The organism is Sorangium sp. So ce117 (assembly GCF_051524395.1).
Classification (GTDB): Bacteria; Myxococcota_A; Polyangia; order Polyangiales; family Polyangiaceae; genus Sorangium; species Sorangium cellulosum_B.
In genome coordinates this window covers 7,226,192-7,247,595 of record NZ_CP150309.1, presented here as the reverse complement: position 1 = coordinate 7,247,595, position 21,404 = coordinate 7,226,192, and the positions used below count along the sequence as shown (strand labels likewise).

Here is a 21,404-nt window from a genome sequence, read left to right as displayed (position 1 = left end):
CGGGGGAAATCTGGTTGTATGCGCCGCCATGGAGTATCGACCTCTTGGCAGGACGGGTTTCCGCGTCTCCTCGGTGAGCTTCGGGGCCTGGGCGATCGGGGGCACCTGGGGCGACGTCGACGACAAGGAGTCGCTCGCGGCGTTGAACCGGGCCGTCGATCGAGGCGTGAATTTCTTCGACACCGCGGACGTGTACGGGGACGGCCGGAGCGAGCGGCTGCTCGCGCGGCTCAGGCGCGAGCGGCGCGAGGAGATCGTCGTCGCGACGAAGGCGGGCCGGCGCCTGAGCCCGCACACGGCGGCAAGCTACGACGAGGGGAACCTCACGGCCTTCGTCGAGCGCAGCCTGAAGAACCTCGAGACGGACGCGCTCGACCTCATCCAGCTGCACTGCCCGCCGACGGACGTCTACTATCGACCCGAGGTGTTCGACGCCCTCGATAGGCTCGTGAAGGCGGGCAAGATCCGGTTTTACGGCGTCAGCGTCGAGCGGGTGGAAGAGGCGCTCAAGGCCATCGAGTACCCCGGCGTGCAGTCGGTGCAGATCATCTACAACGTCCTCCGGCAGCGCCCGGCCGAGCTCTTCTTCCCCGAGGCGAAGCGCCGGCAGGTCGGGGTCCTGGCGCGACTGCCGCTCTCCTCGGGGCTGCTCACCGGGAAGATGAGCGCGGCGACCCGGTTCGCGGCCGACGATCACCGCAGTTTCAACCGCGAGGGCGCCGCGTTCGACAAGGGCGAGACGTTCTCGGGCGTCGACTACGACCTGGGCCTAGAGGTCGTCGACGAGCTCCGCCCGCTCGTGCCCGCCGGCGTGAGCATGGGCGCGTGGACGATGCGCTGGATCCTGATGCAGGACGCGGTGACGTGCGTGATCCCCGGCGCGAAGCGGCCCGAGCAGGTGGACGAGAACGCGAGCGCGGCGGACCTGCCGCCCGTGCCGCAGGAGACGATGGCGAAGATCCGCGAGATCTACGACCGGCGGCTCCGGCCTCACGTTCACCAGCTATGGTAGACGCCGCCCGGGCGAGGGCTGCGAAGGCTCACAAGATGCGCGGCAACAGCCATCCTGCGAACGAGATGAGGGCCGCCGTGCCGAAGAGCGGCCCTAGCCCCCGGATCTCGAAATCGTCGATGAGCTTGTCGGTGGCGTAGAGCAGCACCGAGTTCACGACGAGGCCGAAGAAGAGATACGCCAGGCCGAGCGTGAGGACGGCGGCGGGCAGGAGCGCCACCGCGACCAGGAACTTCACGAGCCAGCCGAGCAGCAGGTTGAGGACGGTGAACACGGCGGCGACGACGAGCGCCGTCTGGGTCTTTCGGATCCGCACGCCGGGCAAGATCTTCGTTCCGACGAGGACCGCGAGGCCCGCGGCGAGTGCCTGGATGATGAGCGCCTTCATGACCACCTCCCTGGGCCGGCACCGCTCGGGCGGGCCGGCGTTCGCACCTTCCTCGTGACCCAGGGAGGTGCCGGGCGCAACCTCGTCCGGCGCGTCGGCGAGCGGAGCCGGCGCGCGGCCTCCGCTCAGCCTCTGCGGCGCCGCCCCGGCTCATTCCTTCGGCTTGTCGCCGCCGAGCAGCTCGCCGATGGCGGGGGCGCCGCCCGGGCCGAGGGCCTGCGTGCTCTCGATGAGGTGGATCAGGAACTGGCGGTTGTCCGTCACCGAGAGGTTCTGGAGCTCGAGCGCGCCGATGCGGTCCTCGGGGGTGAAATAGGCCTCCTCGACCTTCTCCATCGAGAGCTTGTGCGGCGCATAGGCCATGTAGTCGGCGCGCGTGTTCAGGATGTTGTAATCGTCGCCGCGGCGCAGCTCGAGCGTCACCTCGCCGGTCACGCCGGGGGCGATCCAGCGCGAGAGCGCGTCCTTCAGCATCATGGCCTCGGGGTCGTACCACTTGCCCTCGTAGAGCAGACGCCCGAGGCGCCTGCCCTGGGTGAAGTACACGTCGAGGGTGTTCTCGTTGTGAATGGCGGACAGGAGCCGCTCGTAGACGGCGTGGAGCAGGGCCATGCCCGGCGCCTCGTAGATGCCGCGGCTCTTCGCGTCGATCACCCGGTTCTCGATCTGGTCGCTCATGCCGAGCCCGTGGCGCCCGCCGATCCGGTTGCACTCGACGAACAGCTCGAACAGGGAGCCGAAGCGCTTGCCGTTGATCGTCGTCGGGACGCCGCGCTCGAACCCGAGGGTCACCGTCTCGGCCTCGATGGCGACCTCCGGCCGGAAGGAGGCGACGCCCATGATGGGCTGGACGATCTTGATCCCGGTGTTCAGGTGCTCGAGGTCCTTCGCCTCGTGCGTCGCGCCGAGCACGTTGGCGTCGGTGCTGTACGCCTTCTCCGTCCCCATGCGGTAGGGCAGCCCGTGGCGCTCGAGGTACTCGCTCATCTCCTTGCGCCCGCCGAGCTCTCCCACGAACCTCGGATCGAGCCAGGGCTTGTAGATCTTGAGCGTGGGGTCGACGAAGATGCCGTAACGGTAGAACCGCTGGATATCGTTACCCTTGTGCGTGCTGCCGTCGCCGAAGACGTGGACGTCGTCGTCGCGCATCGCGCGGACGATCGCGGTCGTGGTCACCGCGCGGCCGAGGGGCGTGGTGTTGAAGTACTTCTTGCCGCCCGTCGAGAGGTGGAAGGCGCCGCACTGGATGGCGAGGATGCCCTCGCGGACGAGCGCCTCGCGACAGTCCACCAGCTTGGCGGAGACCGAGCCGTGCTGGAGGGCGATCGGCGGGATGTCGCCGGGGGAGTCCTCGTCCGGCTGCGCCAGATCGGCGGTGTACGCGTGCACCTTGAGCCCGTTGCGCGAGAGCCACGCCACCGCGCAGCGCGTGTCGAGGCCGCCCGAGAACGCGATGCCGAGGTGGGTGCCCGCCGGGGGGAGTGAACGGAAGATCCTGCTCATGGCGGCGCAGCATAATCGCAACGCCCAGGCGCCTCCACCGGAAGCGCGCTGGCTTGCACGAAACGGCGCAGGCCGGGCCTCATCGGACTAGGATGGAGGACACCGTGTCACGCGAGCCTTGCTCGCAAATGAGGTGCAAATCCATGCCGAAGCTGTCGTACGCCGAGATCGCCCGGATCGAGGAGCGCCGGCTGGCGGTCGGCATCGCCGCCGTGGTCGCCTGCGCGGAGCCCATCGCGGGCGGGTGGATGGCCTTTGATGGAGAGGGCTCCTGGGGAAACTTCGCTGTCGGGCTCGGGCTCGATGGGCCTGTCTCCGGCGAGGAGCTCGATCGCCTCGTGGCGTTCTACGCGGCGCGCGGCGCGGAGCCGCAGATACAGGTCTGCCCCTTCGCGCACGGATCGCTTGTGCGCGGCCTCGCCGAACGAGGGTTCGTGCTGCGCGAGTTCGAGAACGTGCTGGCGCGCGAGCTCGCGCCGGACGAGGACCTCCGCGCGCTGGCGTCGTATGGTGGCCCCGGGGAGCTGGAGATCGTGCGCATCGATCCGGGCGACGAGGCGCAGGTCCGGGTGTTCATCGAGATCGCGACGAGCGGCTTCCGGCCCGCGGACGCGCCGATCTCGCCGGTGCTCTTCGAGATCACGCGCCGCGTGGTCGCGCACCCCGGATGCGACTCGTACCTGGCGCTCGTGAACGGCGAGCCCGCCGGCGGCGGCAGCGTGGAGATCTCCGGCGAGGGCGCCGCGCTCTTCGGCGCCTCGGTGCTCCCCCGGTTCCGCGAGCGCGGCGTCCAGCAAGCGCTCATCGCCCGCCGCCTGGAGCGGGTGCGCGAGCAGGGTCGCCTGCTGGCGTGCATCAGCGCGAGCCCCGGTATCCCCACGGAGCGCAACGCGATGCGGCTCGGCTTCTTCATGGCGTACAGCAAGGGGATCTTCACGCGGCGGAGCGAGAGCCCAGAGGCGCCTGCCTGAGCCGCTCCCGGCGCCCCGGGCCTCGTCGAGGGCGGCGCACATTTCAGGTGTGCAGCGCTGTTCGTGCAGAACCGAAATAAGCGCCCAGGACATCCATGGGAATTGCCCGGCCCTGACGGAAGTGCGTCATGGCACGCCTCATGCTGATATTCTGGTTCAGCGTCGCTGGCGTGGCCTTTTCCCCCCCGAGGCCCCGGCGGCGCTTTTTCATTTCGCCGCCAGCGCCCCGCTTTACCGCTCGACCGTCACCGCGCGGCGCCCCGTTGCAGCTCGGTCACCGCGTTCCTCACGAGCCGGAGCCCCACGTTGTCGTCCTGCGACAGGATCGACTCCGGATGGAACTGGACGGCAGCGATCGGCAGCTCCGTGTGCTCGATTGCCATCACGACCCCATCCTCGGTCTCGGCCGTGACCTTCAGCGACGCAGGGAGCGCGTCGCGCAACGCGTAGAGCGAGTGGTAGCGCCCCGCGCGGAACTCGCGGGGCAGCCCCTCGAAGAGGCGCCCGCCGAGCACACGGACCTGCGAGGCCTTGCCGTGCATCGGGTAATCGAGGACGCCGAGCTTGCCGCCGAAGTGCTCGACCATCCCCTGCAGGCCGAGGCAGACGCCGAAGACGGGCAGCCGGCGCTGGATCAGCGCCGCGAGCGTGCCCGAGAGATCGAAATCGCTCGGCGTGCCAGGGCCGGGCGAGAGCACCACGAGGTCGGGAGCGTAGGCGTCGAGCTCCTCGTGAGGGAAGCCGGCGCGGAGCGTCATCACCTCGGCGCCCGTCTGCCGGAGGTAGTTGGCCAGCGTGTGCACGAAGGAGTCCTGGTGATCCACGAGGAGGACCTTGCGCGTGCCGCCAGGCACCGGCTGGATGGCCGCCGGAGGCGGCGTGGCGTCGCCGCGCGGCCTCCGGATCGCGTCGAGGAGCGCCGACGCCTTCACCTGGGTCTCGCGCTCCTCCTCGTCGGGATCGGAGTCGAAGAGCAGCGTCGCGCCGACCCGGACCTGGGCCACGCCGTCCTTGACGCGGATCGTGCGCAGCGTGAGCCCCGTGTTCATGCTGCCGTCGAAGCCGACGATGCCGACCGCCGCCCCGTACCACGCGCGCGGCGAGCGCTCGTGATCCTCGATGAACTGCATGGCCCAGGCCTTCGGCGCCCCCGTGACCGTGACCGCCCACGTGTGCGCCAGGAACGCGTCGAGCGCGTCGAAGCCGTCGCGCAGGCGGCCCTCGATGTGATCGACGGTGTGGATCAGCCGCGAGTACATCTCGATCTGCCGGCGCCCGATCACCCGGACGCTCCCCGGCACGCAGATGCGGGACTTGTCGTTGCGGTCGACGTCGGTGCACATCGTGAGCTCCGACTCGTCCTTCGCGGACGCGAGCAGGCGCGCGATCTGCGCGGCGTCGGCGAGCGGGTCGCTGCCGCGCGGGATCGTGCCCGAGATAGGGCAGGTCTCGACGCGATTGCCCTCGACGCGGACGTACATCTCCGGCGAGGCGCCGATCAGGTACTCGGCGTTGCCGAGGTTCATCAGGAAGCCGTAGGGCGCCGGGTTGCGCTCGCGCAGGCGGTAAAACAGCTCGGTGGGCGCGACCGGGCACGGCTCGAAGAGCGTCTGCCCCGGCACGACCTCGAAGAGATCGCCCCGCTTGAAGGAGTCGCGCGCCAGCCGGACGAGCTCGGCGTACTCGCCCGGCGCGTACTCGTTCTGAGGCGCGCGGTCGGCGCCGACGTAGGCGTGCGTCGCGCCCTCGCGCGGCAGCCCTTCGGTCGAGCGATCGCCGTACTTCAGCTCGTAGCGCGTGCGCGTCGCGCGCTCGCGGCGGTGGTCGACGGCGATGATCTCGTCGGGGAGGTAGAGGACGAGATCCCGCTGATCCGCCGGGCGCTCCAGGCGGAGCCGGATGGGCTCGAACTGGAAGGCGAGATCGTACGCGAACGCGCCGTAGAGCCCGAAGAGCGGGTCGCCGGGGACCCCGAAGAGCTCGATGAGCCGGCGCAGCACCGAGAAGATGGACGGCTGCCGGCTGCGCAGCTCCTCCGGCACCCGCTCGCCCGGCGGCCGGACCGCGCCGACCACCTCGTCGCCGCGCCGCTCGAGGCCCGCGACCGCGTCGAGATCACGGAGGGCCTCGTCGATGGCCGGCAGCAGCACGCGCCCGCGCTCGTTCAGCGCGGTGAACCGGAAGTCGCGGCCCCGGGAGACGAGCACGAGCGGCGGATCGACGAAGCCGATGTCCCAGCGCGTGTACCGGCCCGGGACCTCGTAGCTGGACGCCAGGACCACGCCGAGGTGGCTGTCGAGCGCCTCGACGATGGGCTGGATGGCGCCGTCGACGGCGAGGTCCTCGACCGTCCGCCGCACCGCGACGCCCCTCCGCGTAATGTTGCTCTCTCGTTTCACGACCGCGTCTCCTTCTGTGCGATGAGTATACGCGGTGCGGCATGCGCGCCGTACCGGCATCTTCGCCGCGTGATTGGTTCCGTCGGGCGCGTCATCCGCGCTGCGCGCTCGTGGCGCGTGCGTCCCGCGCGGGCGCTCGACCGGCGTCCACGGCGCGCTCCGCGAGGTAGATGGCGCGGAGCAGGGGGAAGCTCTTGACGAGGACCTCCTCGTATTCGGCCTCCGCGCTCGACTCCGCGACCACCGCGCCGCCGCTGCCGAAGCTGAGCCCCCGGCCGTCGGCGACGAGGGTCCGTATGGCGATGTTCATGTCCATGGGGCCCTCGTACGCGAGGTACCCGATCGAGCCCGTGTACACGCCCCGCGTGCGCCGCTCCAGCGCGTCGATGATCGAGATCGTCCGGTGCTTCGGCGCGCCGGTGATGGACCCGCCGGGGAAGCACGCCTCGAGCGCGTCGAGCGCGCCCTTCCCCTCGCGCAGCGCGCCCGTGACCACCGACGAGAGCTGGAGCAGGGTCGCGTGCTCCGTGATCCGCTGGAGCGCCTCGACGTCGATCGAGCCCATGGCGCAGACGCGGCTGAGGTCGTTGCGGACGAGGTCGGTGATCATGAGGAGCTCGGAGCGGTCCTTGTCGCTGGCCGCGAGATCGCGGCGCAGGGCCAGGGTCTCTTCCTCGGTGGCGCCCTTCGGTCGCGTCCCCTTGATGGGCTCGCTGCGCACCCGCCGCTCCCGGTCGACCGCCAGGAACCGCTCCGGCGAGGACGAGAGCACCGCGCCCTCCGGCAGCCTGAGGAACGCCGAGAACTGCGCGGGGTTCGTCCGGCGCAGGACGCGGTAGAGGGCGAACGGATCGAGCGAGGTCCGTACGTGGAACTCGTTCGTGAGGCACACCTCGTACGTCTCGCCCTCGCGGATCTCGCGGAGGATGGCCTCGATGGCGTCGAGGTGCTCCCGGCGCGAGAGGCGCGGCGCGTGCGCGATCCGGTCGGCGAAGCCCTCCGGGACGGGCGGCAGGAGCGGCTCCGAGAGCGCTGGGAGGCCCTGGAGGCGCGCCGCGATCTCGTCCAGCCACGGTCCGGACGGGGGCGGCGCGGGCTCGTCGGCGTCGATCGCGTCGATCGCGTCGATTGCGTCGATCGCGCACGCGTATACCGTGCGCTCGACGTGGTCGAAGGCCAGGAGCCGCCGCGCGATCATCATCGCGCTGTCCGGGAGCGCGCGGCGCGGGTGGGCGGACGCGCCGAAGCCGAGGTGCTCCTTGAGCTCGTAGCCGAGGTAGCCCACGAGGCCACCGGTGAAGTGGAAGGGTAGACCGCTCGGATCGAGCGATATCGAGGCGAGCTCCCGCCGGAGCGCGACGAACGGGCTCCCCTCGGACGTGGTCGAGGTGAGGGCGTCTCCAGGGCCGCCGGCGCTCCAGCGCGTCACGGCGGCGCCGCGGCTCTCGATCGCCTCGGTCGCGCTCCCCATGAACGAGAAGCGCCCGTCACGGCCGGTCGCGCTCGAGTCGAGCCAGAAGGCGTAAGGGGCCGCGGCGAAGAGCCCGGCGAAGGCCCGCTCGGGATCGACCCACGGGAGCCGGAGGTGACGCACGCGCCCGCGTCGCCGCGCGCCCGGCGCGCAATCGCCCAGCGCGCCTGCGGAGAGGCCCGGCGCGCGCGCGATCCGGTGGGGCGCCGCGCCCCTCCGGTCGCGCGGCGTGTTCATGGCGATATTCCTGAAGTTGCGGATGATCCTCTTGCCGTGCTCGGTGCCGATCGACTCGGGGTGAAACTGCACGCCGTAGAACGGCCGGTCCTTGATCTTGAGGGCCATGATGAGCCCGTCGCCGCGCGTGCGCGCGGTCACCTGGATCTCCGCCGGCAGCTCGCCGTCGCCGACGATGAGCGAGTGGTAGCGCACCACCTGGAACGGGCTGGGCACGCCCTCGAAGAGCCCGGCGCCGTCGTGCTCGATCTCCACGATCTTGCCGTGCATGACCCGCGGGGCGTGCTGGACGCGCCCGCCGAAGCGCGCGGCGAGCCCCTGGTGGCCGAGGCAGACGCCGAGGATCGGCGTCCCGGCGAGGGCCTCGATCACCTCGGCGCAGACGCCGAAATCGGCCCGTCGCTCCGGGCGGCCGGGGCCGGGTGAGAGGACGATGCTGTCGAGCTCCAGGCCCTCGATCTCGGCGAGCGAGAGGCTGTCGTTCTTGACGATGATCGGCTCCTCGCCGCTCACCTCCCAGAGGTACTGCCCGAGGATGTGGGTGTACGAGTCGTAGTTGTCGATGAGGAGTGTCTTCACGGCGAAGCTCGCCTCGGGGCCCGCGTCGAGGCCGTCGATGCAGGCGAGCCGGCGCGGATCCCGGCTCGGGTGAGGTGCCCCGGCGGCGGGCGCCGCATCAAGGGCGGATGATGGCCGCGAGCATGGCCTGGAGCTTGAGCTGCGTCTCGACCAGCTCCGCCTCGGCGCTCGAGCCCGCGACGACCCCGACGCCCGCGACCATCCGCGCGCGCGCGCCGTCGACCGTGGCGCTGCGGATGCCGATGAACCAGTCGCCGTCGCCGCGGGCGTCGACCCAGCCCACGAGCCCCGCGTAGAGCCCGCGCCGGATGCCCTCGTGCGCGCCCAGCCAGGCCTCCGCCGCCTCGCGCGGCGTGCCGCACACGGCGGGCGTCGGGTGCAGCCGCGCGGCGAGCGTGAGGGCGTCCGGCGCCGCCTCCGCGAGCTGGCCGTGGATCGGGGTGCCGAGGTGCATCACGTTGCGGAGGCTCAGGATCGACGGCTCGCTGGGGACCTCGAGCGACGCGCACTCCGGCGCGAGCGCGGCGGCCACGGCGTCGACCACGAAGCGGTGCTCGCGCTGGTCCTTGGCCGAGCGCCGCAGGACCTCCGCGAACCGGCGGTCGGCGTCGACGTCGGCGGAGACCGCGTAGGTGCCGGCGAGGGGGTGCGAGGAGACGGCGCGCCCGCGGCGCGAGAGCAGGAGCTCGGGGCTCGCGCCGAGGAAGCCGTCGACATGGAAGATCGCGCACGAGGGGTAGAGCGCGGTCAGGCGGCGCAGGACCTCCTCGACGACGATGGGGCGGTTCGCCTCGACGTCGACCGCGCGCGCCAGCACGACCTTGGAGAGGACCCCTTGCTGAATGTCGGCCACCGCGCGCGCGACGCGCCCGCACCACTCCTCGTGCGGGAGCGCCGAGCGGAGCGTGAAGCTGTCGGGCGAGCGCCGGTGGCCCTCGGCCCGCTCCAGGTGCGGCGCCGGGGCGGCGCCCTCGCCGATGGTGGTGACCCACGCGGTCCCGTCGGGGGCCGCGCCGACGATCTGGGCCGGCACGACGAGCGCGGCCGGCTCCGTCCGGTCGAACGGCAGGGCGCCGAGCGCCACCGGGCCGCAGCCCGGGCGGCCCACGGCGTCGGCGGTCTCGATCGACGCGAGCGCCTCCTTGATCCACGCCACGCCGCCCTCGATGCCGTGCGGCAGCTCCAGGCGGGCGGCGACCCCGTGCGCGACCAGCTGGGTGCCGGGATGGAGCCAGACGCGCGCGCCGTCTCCCATGAGCGACGAGACGCCGCCGGGCAGCTTCGCGAGCGTGTCGGCGTCGAGCCGGAAGGTGCGGGCGACGAGCCGCGCCGCCTGGCGGGGGGCGTCGGCCGAGGAGGAGAACGTCAGGGGAGTCATGCACCGCCGTGCGCAGGCCGGTTCGGGCTCGTCCTGCTCGGCAGGACCAGCCTGGAGCCAGCAGGCCACGAGCCCGCGGCACCGTGCCGGATCGCGAGCGCCGGCCACGCAGCATCGGCTCTACCGCCTCCGGAAAGGCTCCGCAAGCGCAAAGCAGCCCACGTTCAGGGCGCGTGCGGCGCGCGCCTACCGCTGAATTGCCGCTGAAATTGCGCTTCGAGGCGAGGTGGTGGCGTCGGCGCGCGGGCGTGCACGCGCACGCCCGCGCACGTATTGCGCGTGTTGTCTCCGCGCGACGCAGGCGCATCGCGTTTCGTCTCACCTCATCTCGCCGCCAGCGCGCGTCGTGTCGCGTCTCGCGGCCAGCGCTGCTGTCTCGTCTCACCTCACCTCGCCGCCAGCGCGCGTCGCGTCTCCGCACGGCACAGCGCGCTTCGCGCCGCGCGCCGTCTGCTGTGCTGCGCTGCCAGCGATCAGCGAGCAGAGCAGTGCCGAGCAGCGCGCGCTCCGTCCCGTCTGTGATCGACGGCTCTTTCCTGGGCTTTTTACCGCTGGAGAGGCGGCGCGATCCCTTGCCCCCGAGCGCGCATCTGGTCGATGCTGCCGAGGGCACTCGCCCTTCGCGGCGCGGGCGTGAGCGGCGCGTCTCGATAGCTCTGCCGGCCACCGGGAATGCGAAAATTCTCCAGAACAGAGCTCAGAAAGGATCCTGCGATGGACCCCACTCGGCAGCATGATCTCCGCGCATGGCGAACCGCAGCGCTGATCTTCTTCGTCGTCGGGCTGTGCGCCTGCCGCGGGGACAAGAGCCCGCCTGCCCGCGAGAACCCCCCTGGCGCCGCGGCCACGACGGCGGCCGCGGTGTCGGAGGCGCCGGGCGAGAAGGCGATCAAGGCGCAGCCCCCCGCAGTGCCGAACGCCGCCGAGGCGAAGCGATACGCCGGCAGCAAGCTCAAGTATTACAGCGAGCCGGTGGGCGTGGGCGCCGAGCTCGACAGGGTGATGATCCAGCAGTTCCAGAAGGACACCGGCATCGAGGTGACGATCATCCCCCGTCCCAAGGACGCGACCGAGACCTACTCCGTCTACCAGCGCCTCTTCCAGGCGCAGTCCGGGGACGTCGACGTCATGATGCTGGACGTCATCTGGCCCGGCGCCTTCGCGCAGAACCTCGTCGATCTGAGCGAGAAGCTCGGCGAGGCGGCGAAGCAGCACATCGAGAGCATCGTCCAGAACAACACGGTCGACGGCAAGCTCGTGGCGATGCCGTGGTTCACCGACTTCGGGCTGCTCTACTACCGCACCGATCTTCTGGAGAAGTACGGGTATCAGAAGCCGCCGGAGACGTGGGACGAGCTGGAGCAGATGGCGAAGAAGATCCAGGACGGCGAGCGGGCGGCGAGCCCGAACTTCCTCGGCTTCGTCTGGCAGGGCAAGGCCTACGAGGGGCTGACCTGCAACGCGCTGGAGTGGATCGCCTCCCACGGCGGCGGCGCGATCATCGAGGAGGGCAAGATCACCGTGAACAACCCGGAAGCCCAGAAGGCGCTCGCGCGCGCCAGGGGCTGGGTGGGCTCGATCTCCTCCGCCGGCGTGACGAGCTACGAGGAAGAGGACGCGCGCAACGCGTTCCAGGGAGGCAACGCCGCCTTCATGCGCAACTGGCCTTATGCCTACGCGGCGGGCAACGCCGAGCGGTCGCCGATCAAGGGCAAGTTCGCGGCGGGCCCGCTGCCGCACGAGCCCGGACAGAAGAGCGCGGGCACCATCGGCGGATGGCAGCTCGCGGTGTCGAAGTTCTCGCCGAACAAGGACGCGGCGATCGAGCTCGTCCGCTACATGACGAGCCCCGAGGCGCAGCGGTTCCGCGCGACCGCGGGCTCCTTCCTCCCGACGATCCGATCGGTGCAGCAGGACGCGGAGGTGGTGAAGTCGCTGCCCTTCCTGGCGAGCGCGAAGGACATCGCGCTCGTGCCGCGCCCCTCGAACAGCACCGGCGCCCGGTACAACGAGGCGTCGATCGCCTTCTTCCAGGGGGTGAGCCAGGTCCTGCAGGGCAAGGAGCCGAAGGCGGTGCTCGGGCAGGTGGAGCAGCGGCTCACGCGCGCGCTTCGCTGACGCCGCACGCTCGCGAGAACGGATATCCCATGAGCATGCCGGCGAACCCAGCGGCCACGAGCGCGGCGGCCCCTCCAGACCACCCGTCGCTCGACGCGCGGCGACAGCGGCGCGCCTGGCTGTTCCTCCTGCCGACGCTCGCGGTCGTCGCGTTCATCGCCCTCTATCCCCTCGCCGAGACGTTCTACCTGAGCTTCACGAACGCGCGCCTCGGCACCGGGGAGCCGGCCAGGATCATCGGGGCGCAGAACTACGTCGATCTCGTGCAGGACAGCTACTTCCACGACGCGGTCCTGCTCACGGTGCTCTTCACGGTCGTCACCGTGCTCGGCGAGCTCGCCCTCGGGCTCGGCGTCGCGCTCGTCGTCAACTCCCGCTTCAAGGGGCGCTCGGCCGTGCGCGCGGCCATGCTCATCCCCTGGGCCATACCGACCGTCATCTCGGCCCAGATGTGGAAGTGGATGTACAACGACGTCTACGGCGTCTTCAACGACCTGCTCGTCAACCAGCTCGGCGTCCTGGACCGCAACATCGCCTTCGTCGCCGATCCTGCGGTGTCGTTCTGGGCCGTGGCGCTCATCGACGTCTGGAAGACGACGCCGTTCATGGCGCTCCTCCTGCTCGCCGGGCTACAGCTCATCCCGCACGATCTGTACGAGGCCGCGCGGGTCGACGGCGCGACGGCGCTCCAGCAGTTCACCCGGATCACGCTGCCGCTCCTCAGGCCCGCGATGCTGGTCGCCCTCATCTTCCGCACGCTCGACGCGCTCCGGGTGTTCGACGTCTTCTTCGTCATGTTCGGCAACCGGCCGGACATGCAGACCATGGCGACGTACGCGCAGCAGACCCTCGTCAGCGTCTCGGACATCGGCTACGGCTCGGCGATCTCCGTCGCGCTCTTCCTCATCATCGCGGTGTTCATCATGATCTATCTCGCGGTGTTCCGCGCCGAGGAGGTGTGAGATGAGCGGCGCTTCGCGAGGCGCAGGGCGGCGGCGTTCGCTGGGACAGGGCGCCTTGCGGGCCCTGCTCTACCTGCTCGTCGCCGCGGTGCTCGTGTTCACCGTCTTCCCGTTCGTCTGGGCGTTCGTCTCCTCCATCAAGCCCGACGACGAGCTCTTCACGACCCCGGTCCGCTACTGGCCCGGCCGCGCGACGCTCGATAACTACCGCCTCGTGCTGGCGAACGGCGAGTTCCAGACGGCGCTCCTGAACAGCGTGATCGTCGCCGTCTCGGTCACCGCGGTCTCGCTCGCCGTGGGCTCGCTTGCCGCCTACGCGCTGGGGAGGTTCCGCTTCCGAGGGCGCAGCCTCGTGCTCTACGTGGTCCTGGGGATGACCATCTTTCCGCAGATCGCCGTCCTCGGCGCCCTGTTCCAGATGATCAACTTCTTCAAGCTGTACAACCAGCTCCCCGCGCTGATCCTGACATACCTCATCTTCACGCTCCCCTTCACGGTGTGGGTGCTCACTGGCTTCATGAAGGCGATCCCGCGTGAGATCGAGGAGGCGGCCTACGTCGACGGCGCGACGCACTGGCAGGTGTTCACCCGGGTCATGCTGCCGCTCTCGGTCCCCGGGATGGCGACGACGGGCATCCTCGCCTTCATCGCGGCCTGGAACGAGTTCCTTTTCGCGCTCTCCTTCACCCAGACGCCGGACAAGCGCACCGTGACCTACGCGATCCAGGCGTTCTCGACGACGAGCAGCGGGCTCTACGAGATCCCCTGGGGGCAGACCATGGCGGCCTCCATCGTCGTGACCGTGCCGCTCGTGGTGCTGACGCTGGTCTTCCAGCGGCGGATCCTCGCGGGGCTCACGGCGGGCGCGGTGAAGGGCTGACGGCGCGTCAGGCGGCGCGCGCGGCGCGGGCGGCGGCTCACGCGCGCCCCCACGGGAAGCGCAGCCAGCGAGGCCCGTAGGCGGCGCCGAGGTCGCGCAGCCCCGAGAGCAGCACGCCTGCGGCCATGAGCGGCAGGATCACGCGGAGCGAGAGCGGCGCGTCCCAGCGGGAAAAGCCGGTGGGGGCGTGCGCCCAGCGCCAGATCTCGGGGACGAGGTGGGCGAGCGCGCCGCCGTAAATGATGCCCATCACGGCGTGCATCACCCGCTCTCCCGGGTAGACGCCGCCGAGCGGCCTCCGGACCGTGTCCTCGACGACGAAATCGCGGAGCGTGATCGCGATCTCCGCGAGGAGCAGCGCCGCGAGCGCCCACGCGGCGAGCCCCTCCCAGCGCACGAACGGCAAGGAGGCGAAGAGCACCGCGTACAGGAGATCGCGCGCGCCGTGGAGGACAAGCTCGGGCGCCGTGCCCGGCACGCCGCCGGGCAGGCGCGCCCGCCACTCGTGGTAATAGAGCGTGTCGAAGGCGCCGAGCGCGCCCTGCACGGCGAGGAGCACGAGCGCCGTGATCATGCGTGGGGCTCCGGCGCGCGGGGCTCCGGCGCTGACGGCGCGGTCGATTCCGGCGTGGACCCGCCGGCGCGAGCAGGGGGCGCCTCGTCGCCCGCCTCGTTCGCCACGCGCCCCTCGTACGCGACGAGCAGCCCGGCGACCGGCGCGAAGATCCGCACGTCGACGTGGACCTCGTCCTGGAGCGGCCCGGCCCGCCCCTCGATCCGCGGGGCGAGCCACCGGGGCAGCGGCAGGCAGAGGCGGCGGAGCCCGAGCGTCGACCGCACCTGCTCGAACACGAGCGCTCCGCCCTCGGCGCGGAGCCGGAACCAGCACTGGACGAGGCCGAGCCCCTCCACCAGGAGATCACCCGCGCGCCACTGCGAGGAGAAGAGCGGGCGAACCCCGAAGGTGCGGAGCCACCGCTCGCCGTCGCCCGCCGGCTCGACGGCGAGCGTCACGGCCACATCCTCGGCCGCCTCCGGCATGCGCAGCAGGCCGGCGACAAGGCGCGCCGCGAGCCCCCGGCCGCGCCGCACGCGGAAGCGGCCGCGAGCGCGCACGCCGCCCGCGTGGAGGCGCTGCACCGGCGGCGCGAGCGCGGCCCACGCGGCGCCGAGGAGGGCAGGGTAGAGAGCAGGCGCTGGAACACCCCGCGCCGCGCTCGAGCAGGACGCGGGCGCTCCCCGGGGTCGGCTGTCCGGCTCCCCGGCGGAGCCGCGCATCAGGCGTCCTCTGGGAGCATCTCCCGCGGCACCGCAGGGCTCCTCGGGGCGACGGCCGCGTCCGCGAGATCGCGGATCTTGACGATGATCGCGTCGTCTGTGTCGCTCCGCGCCTCCTCGCAGTACGACCGGATCTGCCAGAGCAGCTTGCGGGTGCGCCGCAGCTCGAAGACGAGCCATCGGGTCTCCGGCTTCGCCTCCTGGGGGTGGCGCTCCAGCTCGACCTCGATCTCGCGGATGCGCTCCTCGATCTGCTCTCCGGTCGGGAGGATGCGGCCGTTTCCGTGACAGTCCTTGCACAGATAGGGGCCGGAGTCCGTGTTGATCTCGCCTTCGCCATAACAGCTCGCGCACGTCACCAGCTCGTAGGAGTTCATGCGGCGCACTCTATCCGATCCTGTGCCGTGCTCGCGACCGGCGTCGCCGTCGTTCGATCGGTCGATCGCTCGCGCCACGGGCGGCGGCGTCGTGCGCTCCGGCGTGGCAGGCGGTGACGCCTCCGCCATGGAACGCGCGCCGTCGCGACCGGCGTCTCCCGCAGGCGCCGGGGGCCTGGCCGTCTGGCGGTCTCGCCCTCGCAGCGATTTCGCCCAAGGCCACAGAGCTCTGCGCGTCCTAATTCCGCTTGCGCCGTTCCTTGCGGTAATGGGAGGCATCCTGTGACCTGCCCTCATCCCTCGCGTCGGGGCGCGCTGTGCGTCCTGGCCGTGTGCGCCTTTTCCCTCGGTTGGCCGAGCGTCGTCGCGGCCGCTCCGCTCCCGCGGCTCGCGGTCCAGCGGGCGCCCGCTGCGGCCGACTGCCCGGACGCGCCGTCGCTCGCGGTCGCGGTCGAACGCGTGATGGAGAGGCGGGCTCTCGACCCCGTGAGCACCGCCGGCCCGCCCAGCGGCGCCGGCGCCCCTGCCGGCGACCCGCCGGCGAACCCGGGCGGCGCCCCTCCTGGCGACACGTCAACGAGCGCGGGGAGCGCCCCTCCTGGCGACACGTCAGCGAACGGGGAAGGCGCCCTGGCGAGCTCGGGCGGGGCGACCGAGCTCGAGGTCCGCTTTCTCCACGACGGCGCCACCTACACCGCCGTCCTTCAGGCAGGTGGTCGCACCCGGCAGCTCTCGTCCGAGGTGGGGGCGTCCTGCGGCGAGCTCGTCGAGGCGGTGGCGCTGACCCTTGCCATCCTGCTCGACAGCGATCCGCCTGCGCCGGCCCCTGTCGCGCCTGCGCCCGCGCCGGCAGCGCCCGCGCCGGCCCCTGTCGCGCCCGCGCTGGCTCCTGTCGTGCCGGCGCCGCCGCGTGCTCCGCCTCGGGCGGCGCGCGGGGACGTCTCGATGGAGCTCGGCGCCGCGCAGACCGTGGGCATGCTCGATCCCTTCCGGGCGGCCGTGATCGCCGATGTCTCCCTGCGGCGCCGCGGGTGGTCCGCAGGCGTCGGCGGGGTATGGCTGCCCCCCCAGGACACCGAGCTCGCGCCGGGCGTCGTCTCCCTCGGGCTCGGCGCCGCCACGGCGCGCGGCTGCGCGACGATCGCCGGCGATCTCGACGGCCTCCGGCTCTCGGCCTGCGCGGCGGCGGTGCTGGGCGCCGTGTACGGCTCCGGCAAGGGGTTCGCCCCGGACCGGGAGGCCTCCGCGCCCTGGTTCGCCCTCGGCGGCTCGGCCGTCGCGGAAGGGACCCTCCTCGGCTCCAGCGCGCTGGGCTGGTCCGCGCGCGCGACGCTCCTCGCGCCGGTCGCGCGGGCGCGCTTCACGGTCGAGCGCCCCGCGGGCGGCGAGGCCGGCGCGCCCCTGACGCAGGACGTGGCGCTCGACCCCTCCCCGGTGGGGCTGCTCGTCGGCCTGAGCGCCCGCGTGTCGATTTTTTGATGGCGAGCCACGGGACCCGCCACGGAGGCGATGGGCATGGCGAGAAGCGGCAGGACAGGATGACCTTCGGAGAGGTCTATGCGCAGCACTTCCGGTTCGTGTGGCGGTCGCTGCGACGCCTCGGCGTGCCCGAGAGCGACGTCGCGGACGCGGTCCAGGACGTGTTCCTGGTCGTCCATCGGCGGTTGTCCGAATTCGAGGGCAGGTCGAAAATTACGACCTGGCTCTACAGCATCTGCTTTCACGCCGCCCGTGACCGGCGCAAGCTCGCGCATATGAGGCGGCGCGCTCACGACGACGAGCCGCTGCTCGACTGCGCCGATGACCGGGCCGACGTCGGCGCGGAGGCGGAGCGGCGGCAGGCGATCACGCTGCTCGAGGCGATCCTCGACGAGCTGCCCCTCGAGCAGCGCGCCGTGTTCACGCTCTTCGAGCTCGACGGCATGGGCGGCGAGGAGGTCGCCGATCTGCTCGACGTCCCGCTGGGGACCGTCTACTCGCGCCTCCGCCTCGCCCGCGATGCGTTTCGCCGCGCCGTCGCGCGCCTGAAGGCGCGCGACGAGTTCCACGTGGGCGGGCCCCGGGTCATGCGGTCGCAGCCCGTGTTGAAGGCGGCCGTCGAGGCCGCGCCGGTGCCCGAGGGGCATCCCTCGGTCGTCCTTCCGTTGCCGGAGGTGGAGCGGCAACCCGTCTGGAAGCGCGCAGGAGGGGAGCGATGAGCGATCCGGTGCGCTGGCTCGACGCCGAGGCGAACGCGCTCGGGACGGAGCGCGAGCTCCTGCGCGCAGCTCCGCCGGCGGACCCGCCCGACGGGGCGCAGGAGCGGGTGTGGGCCGCGATGGCCGCGCAGATCGGCCTGGCCGGAGCCGCCGCGCTCGGAGGGGCTCAAGGCGCCGCGGGAGGGGCGCTCCCGGTGAACGCGGGCGGCGCGGCGAGCGCGGGCGGCGCGGCGAGCGCGGGCGCTGGCGAGATCGCCGCGGCCGTGTCCGCGGGCAAGGCGGCGTCCGCTGCGGCGGGCGCCGGCGCTGCCGGCACGGCGGTCACCGGCGGCGTGACCGCGGCGGCGGGCGCTGCGGGTATCCTGAAGGCGATGCTGTTCGGCGCGGCCTGCGGGGGCCTGATCGTCGCCGGCTATGTCGTCGTGGCTCCGTCGGGCGAGGCGCCGCCGGCTCGGATCGTCGAGGCCGCGGAGGCCGTCGCGGCGCCGGTATCCGCGCCGGTTTCGCCGCCGGAGGGCCGTGACCCTGCCGCGCGGGCCGAGCCGGCACCTGCCGAGCCGCCGCCTGCCGAGCCGGCACCTGCCGAGCCGCCGCCGGTCGAGGCGCCGCTGCGATCCAGGCCGCTTTCCCCGGCCAATGCGCCGCTGCCGGACAGGTCACCCGCGCGAACCGGCCCCCGCGCGGCCGCGACGCCCGCGAGCCCGGGCGCGCCGCTATCGGAGCGCGCCGCGAGCGCGCCGCCCGCGACCGGGGCGGACGTCCTCGAAGCGGCGCCCGCGCCCGAGGCTACAGGCGCGGAGCTCGGCGCGGAGGGCGCGTCCAGCCCGGGGTTGCGGGAGAGCCGGCTGCGTGAGGAGCTGACGCTCCTCGGCGACGCGCGCGCGGCGCTCCGGCGCGGTGACGCCTCCGGCGCGCTGAGGATCGCCGAGCAGGCGCGGCTCCGCTTCCCCGGCGGCGCGCTGGCGCAGGAGCGCGAGGCGCTGACCATCGAGGCGCTCTGGCAGAGCGGCGATCGCGCGGCGGCCGCGCAGCGCGCGTCGGCGTTCCTCCTCGCCTATCCGTCGAGCCCGCACGTACCCCGACTCCGCTCCTTCACCACTCACTAGACCGCGGGGCAGAAGTCCTGCCAGGGATCTGCCTCGCGAGCCGAGAGAGAGTTCAACGCAAAGGCGCCAAGACGCAAAGACGCAAAAATGCACGAGAACTTGTTCTCCTTGCGCCTTTGCGTCTTGGCGCCTTTGCGTTGAACTCTCTCTCCGGACTTCTGGTGGACGGCATTTGAGCGGAGCGCTCCCGCTTCGGAGACGGACCCATCTTTACGCTTTCGGTGCTCAGCGCGCTTGAGCGCGCTTCCGCGCCGAAAACCCCGATCTGGGCCCGTCTCCTGTGCGGGAGAGCCCCGCTCTGCGATCTGCGGGGGGCGATCCAGGGGGAGGGGCGGGAACGGGGGCTGTCCGCGTCGTTTGGGGCCAGGTGGTTTTTTTGAAATGGGAAGCGGAGCGGGCGTCCCTTCACGTTCGGTCACTGCCGGTGTTGGACGGCGCGTCACGGCACCGCGCAAGGAGGAATTATGTCTTCGAAGCTATCGAGAACACTGTCACCCTTTCTCGTCCTGAGCGCCGTCTCGCTCGTGGCATGTCAAGTCGAGGTCTCCCTCGGCGGCGCCGGCGGGAGCTCCAGCTCGGGAATCGGCGGCAGCGATGGCCCCGGGGGCAGCGGCGGCAGCGATGGTACCGGGGTTGGCGGCGGCGACTCCAGCACGGGCGCGGGGGGCTGGGTTCCGCCGCAGTTCACGCCGGACAAGGTCGATCTCCTCTTCGTTGTCGACAACTCCGGCTCGATGGCGGACAAGCAGGAGCTGATGCGCCTCGTGCTCGCCGACTTCGTCGACGGCATGACCAACCCGTTCTGCGTGGATCCGACCGGTGCTGCTCCCCCCGTCCAGCCCCCGAGCGGGTTGAGCGCGTGCCCCGCTGGCACTTTGCGCGCGCGCACTCCGGTGCAGGACATGCACATCGGCGTCATCAGCAGCAGCCTCGGCGGCCACGGGTCGGGCGCCTGCCAGCCGGCCACGTCCGCTTCGAACGTCGACATGGCCCACCTCCTCGCGCGCTCCAATGAGTCGTCGACCGAGAACGACCTGCCGACGTACCAGGACAAGGGCTTCCTCGTGTGGGACCCGACCGGAAGCCACGTCCCCGCGGGAGACTCCGATCCGGTGGCGCTCGCGGAAAAGCTCAGCGACATCGTGCAAGGGGTCGGGCAAGCTGGGTGCGGCTTCGAGGCGCCGCTGGAGAGCTTCTATCGCTTCCTCGTCGATCCCGAGCCGTATGAGACGATCGGCGTGTCGGCGAACGAGAACATTACAGTGACCGGGCTCGACACGACGCTCCTGGCGCAGCGGAAGGCCTTCCTCCGGCCGGACTCGCTCCTGCTCGTCGTGATGCTCTCCGACGAGAACGACTGCTCGATCAGGGAGGAAGGCAAGAACTACCTCGTCGCCGAGACGGGACAGAACTTCAGGTTGTGGCGGCCGCGGAGCGAGTGCGCCACCGACCCGAACAGTCCGTGCTGCACGTCCTGCGCACAGCAGCAGGACGGTTGCCCCGTCGATCCGGCCTGCACCGCCCCCGATGGCACCGTCGCCAGGCTCACCGCGGCGGAAGACCCGGTGAACAGCCGGTGCTGGGACCAGAAGCGCCGCTTCGGGGTCGACTTCCTCTACCCGATCGAGCGGTACACCCGGGCGCTCACGGAGCGCACCGTGGTGTCGAGGAGCGGAGACATCGTGCCGAACCCGATCTTCTCGGATCTGGACCCGAGCGACGACAACACCCGGACCCGAGGGCCGCAGCACATCGTGTTCACCGGCATCGTCGGCGTGCCGTGGCAGGACCTCGCGCGCCAGAATGCGCTCGGCGAGCCCGACCTCCTGGGTGGCCTGAACCAGTTCGGTCAGCCGGTCGGCGGGCTCAAGAACGCCGCCGAGCTCGCCGATCCGCCGTCCGGCACGACCCTCAGCAGCACCTGGGAAGCCATCCTCGGCGATCCGGCGAACTACATCCCGCCCGCGGATCCGCTCATGATCGAGTCGATGGCGCCCCGCTCGGGCATGAACCCGATCACCGGTGACACGACTGTCCACCCGAGCAGCGCGGGCTGGAACCCGATCAACGGCCGCGAGTACACGGTTCCGCCGGGTAGCACTGGAGATCTCCAGTACGCCTGCATCTTCCCCCTCGCCGAAGAGCGCATTTGCGAGAGTAATGGCCAGTCGTGCGATTGCAGGCCGATCGCCGGCGTGCCCAGCGACAACCCGCTGTGCAGGCCCGAAGGCACGAACGACCCGGCGGACCCCGGGGCGCGGTCCAACGTGCAGGACCACGCCAAGGCCTATCCCGGCCTCCGCGAGCTGCAGCTGATCCGGAGCCTCGGGGAGCGCGGGGTCGCCGGCTCGATCTGCCCGAGGCAGCTGGACGACACCTCGTCGTCTGACTACGGCTATCGGCCGATCATGAACGCCGTGCTCGACCGGCTCTCCACCGCGCTCTGACGCGCCGGCGCCCCCCATCGACGCGGCCCACCCAGGGACGGCGCGCGGAATGCATACAACGCATACGCCGCCCCTGGGCTCGCGGAGGAGACGACTTCCG

General features: G+C 71.6%; 17 protein-coding genes. 9 read left to right on the top strand and 8 right to left on the bottom strand.

All coding sequences use genetic code 11. The features are described 5' to 3' along the window. The first annotated feature begins 28 nt into the window (after positions 1-28). Positions 29-1,012, top strand: coding sequence for an aldo/keto reductase (locus tag WMF46_RS27125; protein ID WP_437979849.1), 984 nt, complete (start codon positions 29-31; stop codon positions 1,010-1,012). A 28-nt stretch (positions 1,013-1,040) separates the two neighbouring features. On the opposite strand, the gene WMF46_RS27120 is transcribed toward WMF46_RS27125, so the two are convergent. Both WMF46_RS27120 and argG read right to left on the bottom strand, forming a co-directional pair. Beyond that, entirely contained in the window at positions 1,041-1,400 is a 360-nt protein-coding gene (locus WMF46_RS27120) for a phage holin family protein (RefSeq protein ID WP_437520919.1), read from the bottom strand. 150 nt (positions 1,401-1,550) lie between these two features. Then, positions 1,551-2,903 carry an argininosuccinate synthase gene (gene argG, locus WMF46_RS27115; RefSeq protein ID WP_437979848.1) on the bottom strand — a complete coding sequence of 451 codons (1,353 nt, stop codon included), beginning with the start codon at positions 2,901-2,903 and terminating at the stop codon, positions 1,551-1,553. Between the two features lie 143 nt (positions 2,904-3,046). Here argG and WMF46_RS27110 point away from each other — a divergent pair, with 143 nt between their 5' ends. Continuing rightward, positions 3,047-3,874: a GNAT family N-acetyltransferase gene (locus WMF46_RS27110; protein ID WP_437979847.1), complete on the top strand. Its 828-nt coding sequence runs from the start codon at positions 3,047-3,049 to the stop codon at positions 3,872-3,874. Between the two features lie 245 nt (positions 3,875-4,119). Here WMF46_RS27110 and WMF46_RS27105 read toward each other — a convergent pair whose 3' ends face one another. The 3 genes from WMF46_RS27105 to WMF46_RS27095 all read right to left on the bottom strand — a co-directional run bounded on the left by WMF46_RS27105 (position 4,120) and on the right by WMF46_RS27095 (position 9,938). Next, positions 4,120-6,333: an anthranilate synthase component I gene (locus tag WMF46_RS27105; RefSeq protein ID WP_437979846.1), complete on the bottom strand. Its 2,214-nt coding sequence runs from the start codon at positions 6,331-6,333 to the stop codon at positions 4,120-4,122. A 31-nt stretch (positions 6,334-6,364) separates the two neighbouring features. Further along, the gene (locus tag WMF46_RS27100; RefSeq protein WP_437979845.1) at positions 6,365-8,560 is read right to left on the bottom strand and encodes a chorismate-binding protein; all 2,196 of its coding nucleotides are present in this window, start codon (positions 8,558-8,560) and stop codon (positions 6,365-6,367) included. Between the two features lie 97 nt (positions 8,561-8,657). Next, complete coding sequence (locus WMF46_RS27095) at positions 8,658-9,938, bottom strand: isochorismate synthase (RefSeq protein WP_437979844.1); 1,281 nt, start codon at positions 9,936-9,938, stop codon at positions 8,658-8,660. A 714-nt stretch (positions 9,939-10,652) separates the two neighbouring features. Between WMF46_RS27095 and WMF46_RS27090 the strand changes: the two genes are divergently transcribed. The 3 genes from WMF46_RS27090 to WMF46_RS27080 are packed head-to-tail and all read left to right on the top strand — an operon-like array spanning position 10,653 to position 13,898. Then, complete coding sequence (locus WMF46_RS27090; RefSeq protein WP_437541524.1) at positions 10,653-12,056, top strand: ABC transporter substrate-binding protein; 1,404 nt, start codon at positions 10,653-10,655, stop codon at positions 12,054-12,056. 29 nt (positions 12,057-12,085) lie between these two features. Continuing rightward, positions 12,086-13,018 carry a carbohydrate ABC transporter permease gene (locus tag WMF46_RS27085; protein ID WP_437979843.1) on the top strand — a complete coding sequence of 311 codons (933 nt, stop codon included), beginning with the start codon at positions 12,086-12,088 and terminating at the stop codon, positions 13,016-13,018. Between the two features lies 1 nt (position 13,019). Further along, positions 13,020-13,898 (top strand): carbohydrate ABC transporter permease, encoded by an 879-nt coding sequence (locus tag WMF46_RS27080; RefSeq protein ID WP_437541520.1) that lies wholly within the window; start codon positions 13,020-13,022, stop codon positions 13,896-13,898. 37 nt (positions 13,899-13,935) lie between these two features. Here WMF46_RS27080 and WMF46_RS27075 read toward each other — a convergent pair whose 3' ends face one another. From WMF46_RS27075 to WMF46_RS27065, 3 genes are read right to left on the bottom strand one after another with little or no spacing between them, the layout of a single operon-like run. After that, positions 13,936-14,472 (bottom strand): hypothetical protein, encoded by a 537-nt coding sequence (locus WMF46_RS27075; RefSeq protein WP_437541518.1) that lies wholly within the window; start codon positions 14,470-14,472, stop codon positions 13,936-13,938. Beyond that, on the bottom strand, positions 14,469-15,176 hold the full coding sequence (locus WMF46_RS27070; RefSeq protein WP_437979842.1) for a DUF4166 domain-containing protein: 708 nt from the start codon (positions 15,174-15,176) through the stop codon (positions 14,469-14,471). The genes WMF46_RS27075 and WMF46_RS27070 overlap by 4 nt, the downstream gene beginning before the upstream one ends. Further along, complete coding sequence (locus tag WMF46_RS27065) at positions 15,176-15,553, bottom strand: hypothetical protein (RefSeq protein WP_437739461.1); 378 nt, start codon at positions 15,551-15,553, stop codon at positions 15,176-15,178. Before WMF46_RS27065 ends, WMF46_RS27070 begins: the two co-directional genes overlap by 1 nt. A gap of 330 nt (positions 15,554-15,883) precedes the next feature. Between WMF46_RS27065 and WMF46_RS27060 the strand changes: the two genes are divergently transcribed. The 4 genes from WMF46_RS27060 to WMF46_RS27045 all read left to right on the top strand — a co-directional run bounded on the left by WMF46_RS27060 (position 15,884) and on the right by WMF46_RS27045 (position 21,304). Next, positions 15,884-17,032: a hypothetical protein gene (locus WMF46_RS27060; protein ID WP_437979841.1), complete on the top strand. Its 1,149-nt coding sequence runs from the start codon at positions 15,884-15,886 to the stop codon at positions 17,030-17,032. 59 nt (positions 17,033-17,091) lie between these two features. Then, positions 17,092-17,751, top strand: a complete 660-nt coding sequence (locus WMF46_RS27055; RefSeq protein ID WP_437541511.1) for an RNA polymerase sigma factor — start codon at positions 17,092-17,094, stop codon at positions 17,749-17,751. Then, positions 17,748-18,857 carry a hypothetical protein gene (locus WMF46_RS27050; protein ID WP_437979840.1) on the top strand — a complete coding sequence of 370 codons (1,110 nt, stop codon included), beginning with the start codon at positions 17,748-17,750 and terminating at the stop codon, positions 18,855-18,857. Before WMF46_RS27055 ends, WMF46_RS27050 begins: the two co-directional genes overlap by 4 nt. Positions 18,858-19,321: 464 nt before the next feature. Next, on the top strand, positions 19,322-21,304 hold the full coding sequence (locus tag WMF46_RS27045; RefSeq protein WP_437979839.1) for a hypothetical protein: 1,983 nt from the start codon (positions 19,322-19,324) through the stop codon (positions 21,302-21,304). The last annotated feature ends 100 nt before the right edge of the window (positions 21,305-21,404 follow it).

Coding starts and splice junctions, on each gene's coding strand:
- WMF46_RS27125 (WP_437979849.1), top strand. CDS start 29: ATGGAGTATCGACCTCTTGGCAGGACGGGTTTCCGCGTCTCCTCGGTG.
- WMF46_RS27070 (WP_437979842.1), bottom strand. CDS start 15,176: ATGCGCGGCTCCGCCGGGGAGCCGGACAGCCGACCCCGGGGAGCGCCC.
- WMF46_RS27075 (WP_437541518.1), bottom strand. CDS start 14,472: ATGATCACGGCGCTCGTGCTCCTCGCCGTGCAGGGCGCGCTCGGCGCC.
- WMF46_RS27080 (WP_437541520.1), top strand. CDS start 13,020: ATGAGCGGCGCTTCGCGAGGCGCAGGGCGGCGGCGTTCGCTGGGACAG.
- WMF46_RS27055 (WP_437541511.1), top strand. CDS start 17,092: ATGACCTTCGGAGAGGTCTATGCGCAGCACTTCCGGTTCGTGTGGCGG.
- WMF46_RS27050 (WP_437979840.1), top strand. CDS start 17,748: ATGAGCGATCCGGTGCGCTGGCTCGACGCCGAGGCGAACGCGCTCGGG.
- WMF46_RS27120 (WP_437520919.1), bottom strand. CDS start 1,400: ATGAAGGCGCTCATCATCCAGGCACTCGCCGCGGGCCTCGCGGTCCTC.
- WMF46_RS27105 (WP_437979846.1), bottom strand. CDS start 6,333: ATGCCGGTACGGCGCGCATGCCGCACCGCGTATACTCATCGCACAGAA.
- WMF46_RS27045 (WP_437979839.1), top strand. CDS start 19,322: ATGTCTTCGAAGCTATCGAGAACACTGTCACCCTTTCTCGTCCTGAGC.
- WMF46_RS27065 (WP_437739461.1), bottom strand. CDS start 15,553: ATGAACTCCTACGAGCTGGTGACGTGCGCGAGCTGTTATGGCGAAGGC.
- WMF46_RS27085 (WP_437979843.1), top strand. CDS start 12,086: ATGAGCATGCCGGCGAACCCAGCGGCCACGAGCGCGGCGGCCCCTCCA.
- WMF46_RS27090 (WP_437541524.1), top strand. CDS start 10,653: ATGGACCCCACTCGGCAGCATGATCTCCGCGCATGGCGAACCGCAGCG.
- argG (WP_437979848.1), bottom strand. CDS start 2,903: ATGAGCAGGATCTTCCGTTCACTCCCCCCGGCGGGCACCCACCTCGGC.
- WMF46_RS27095 (WP_437979844.1), bottom strand. CDS start 9,938: ATGACTCCCCTGACGTTCTCCTCCTCGGCCGACGCCCCCCGCCAGGCG.
- WMF46_RS27110 (WP_437979847.1), top strand. CDS start 3,047: ATGCCGAAGCTGTCGTACGCCGAGATCGCCCGGATCGAGGAGCGCCGG.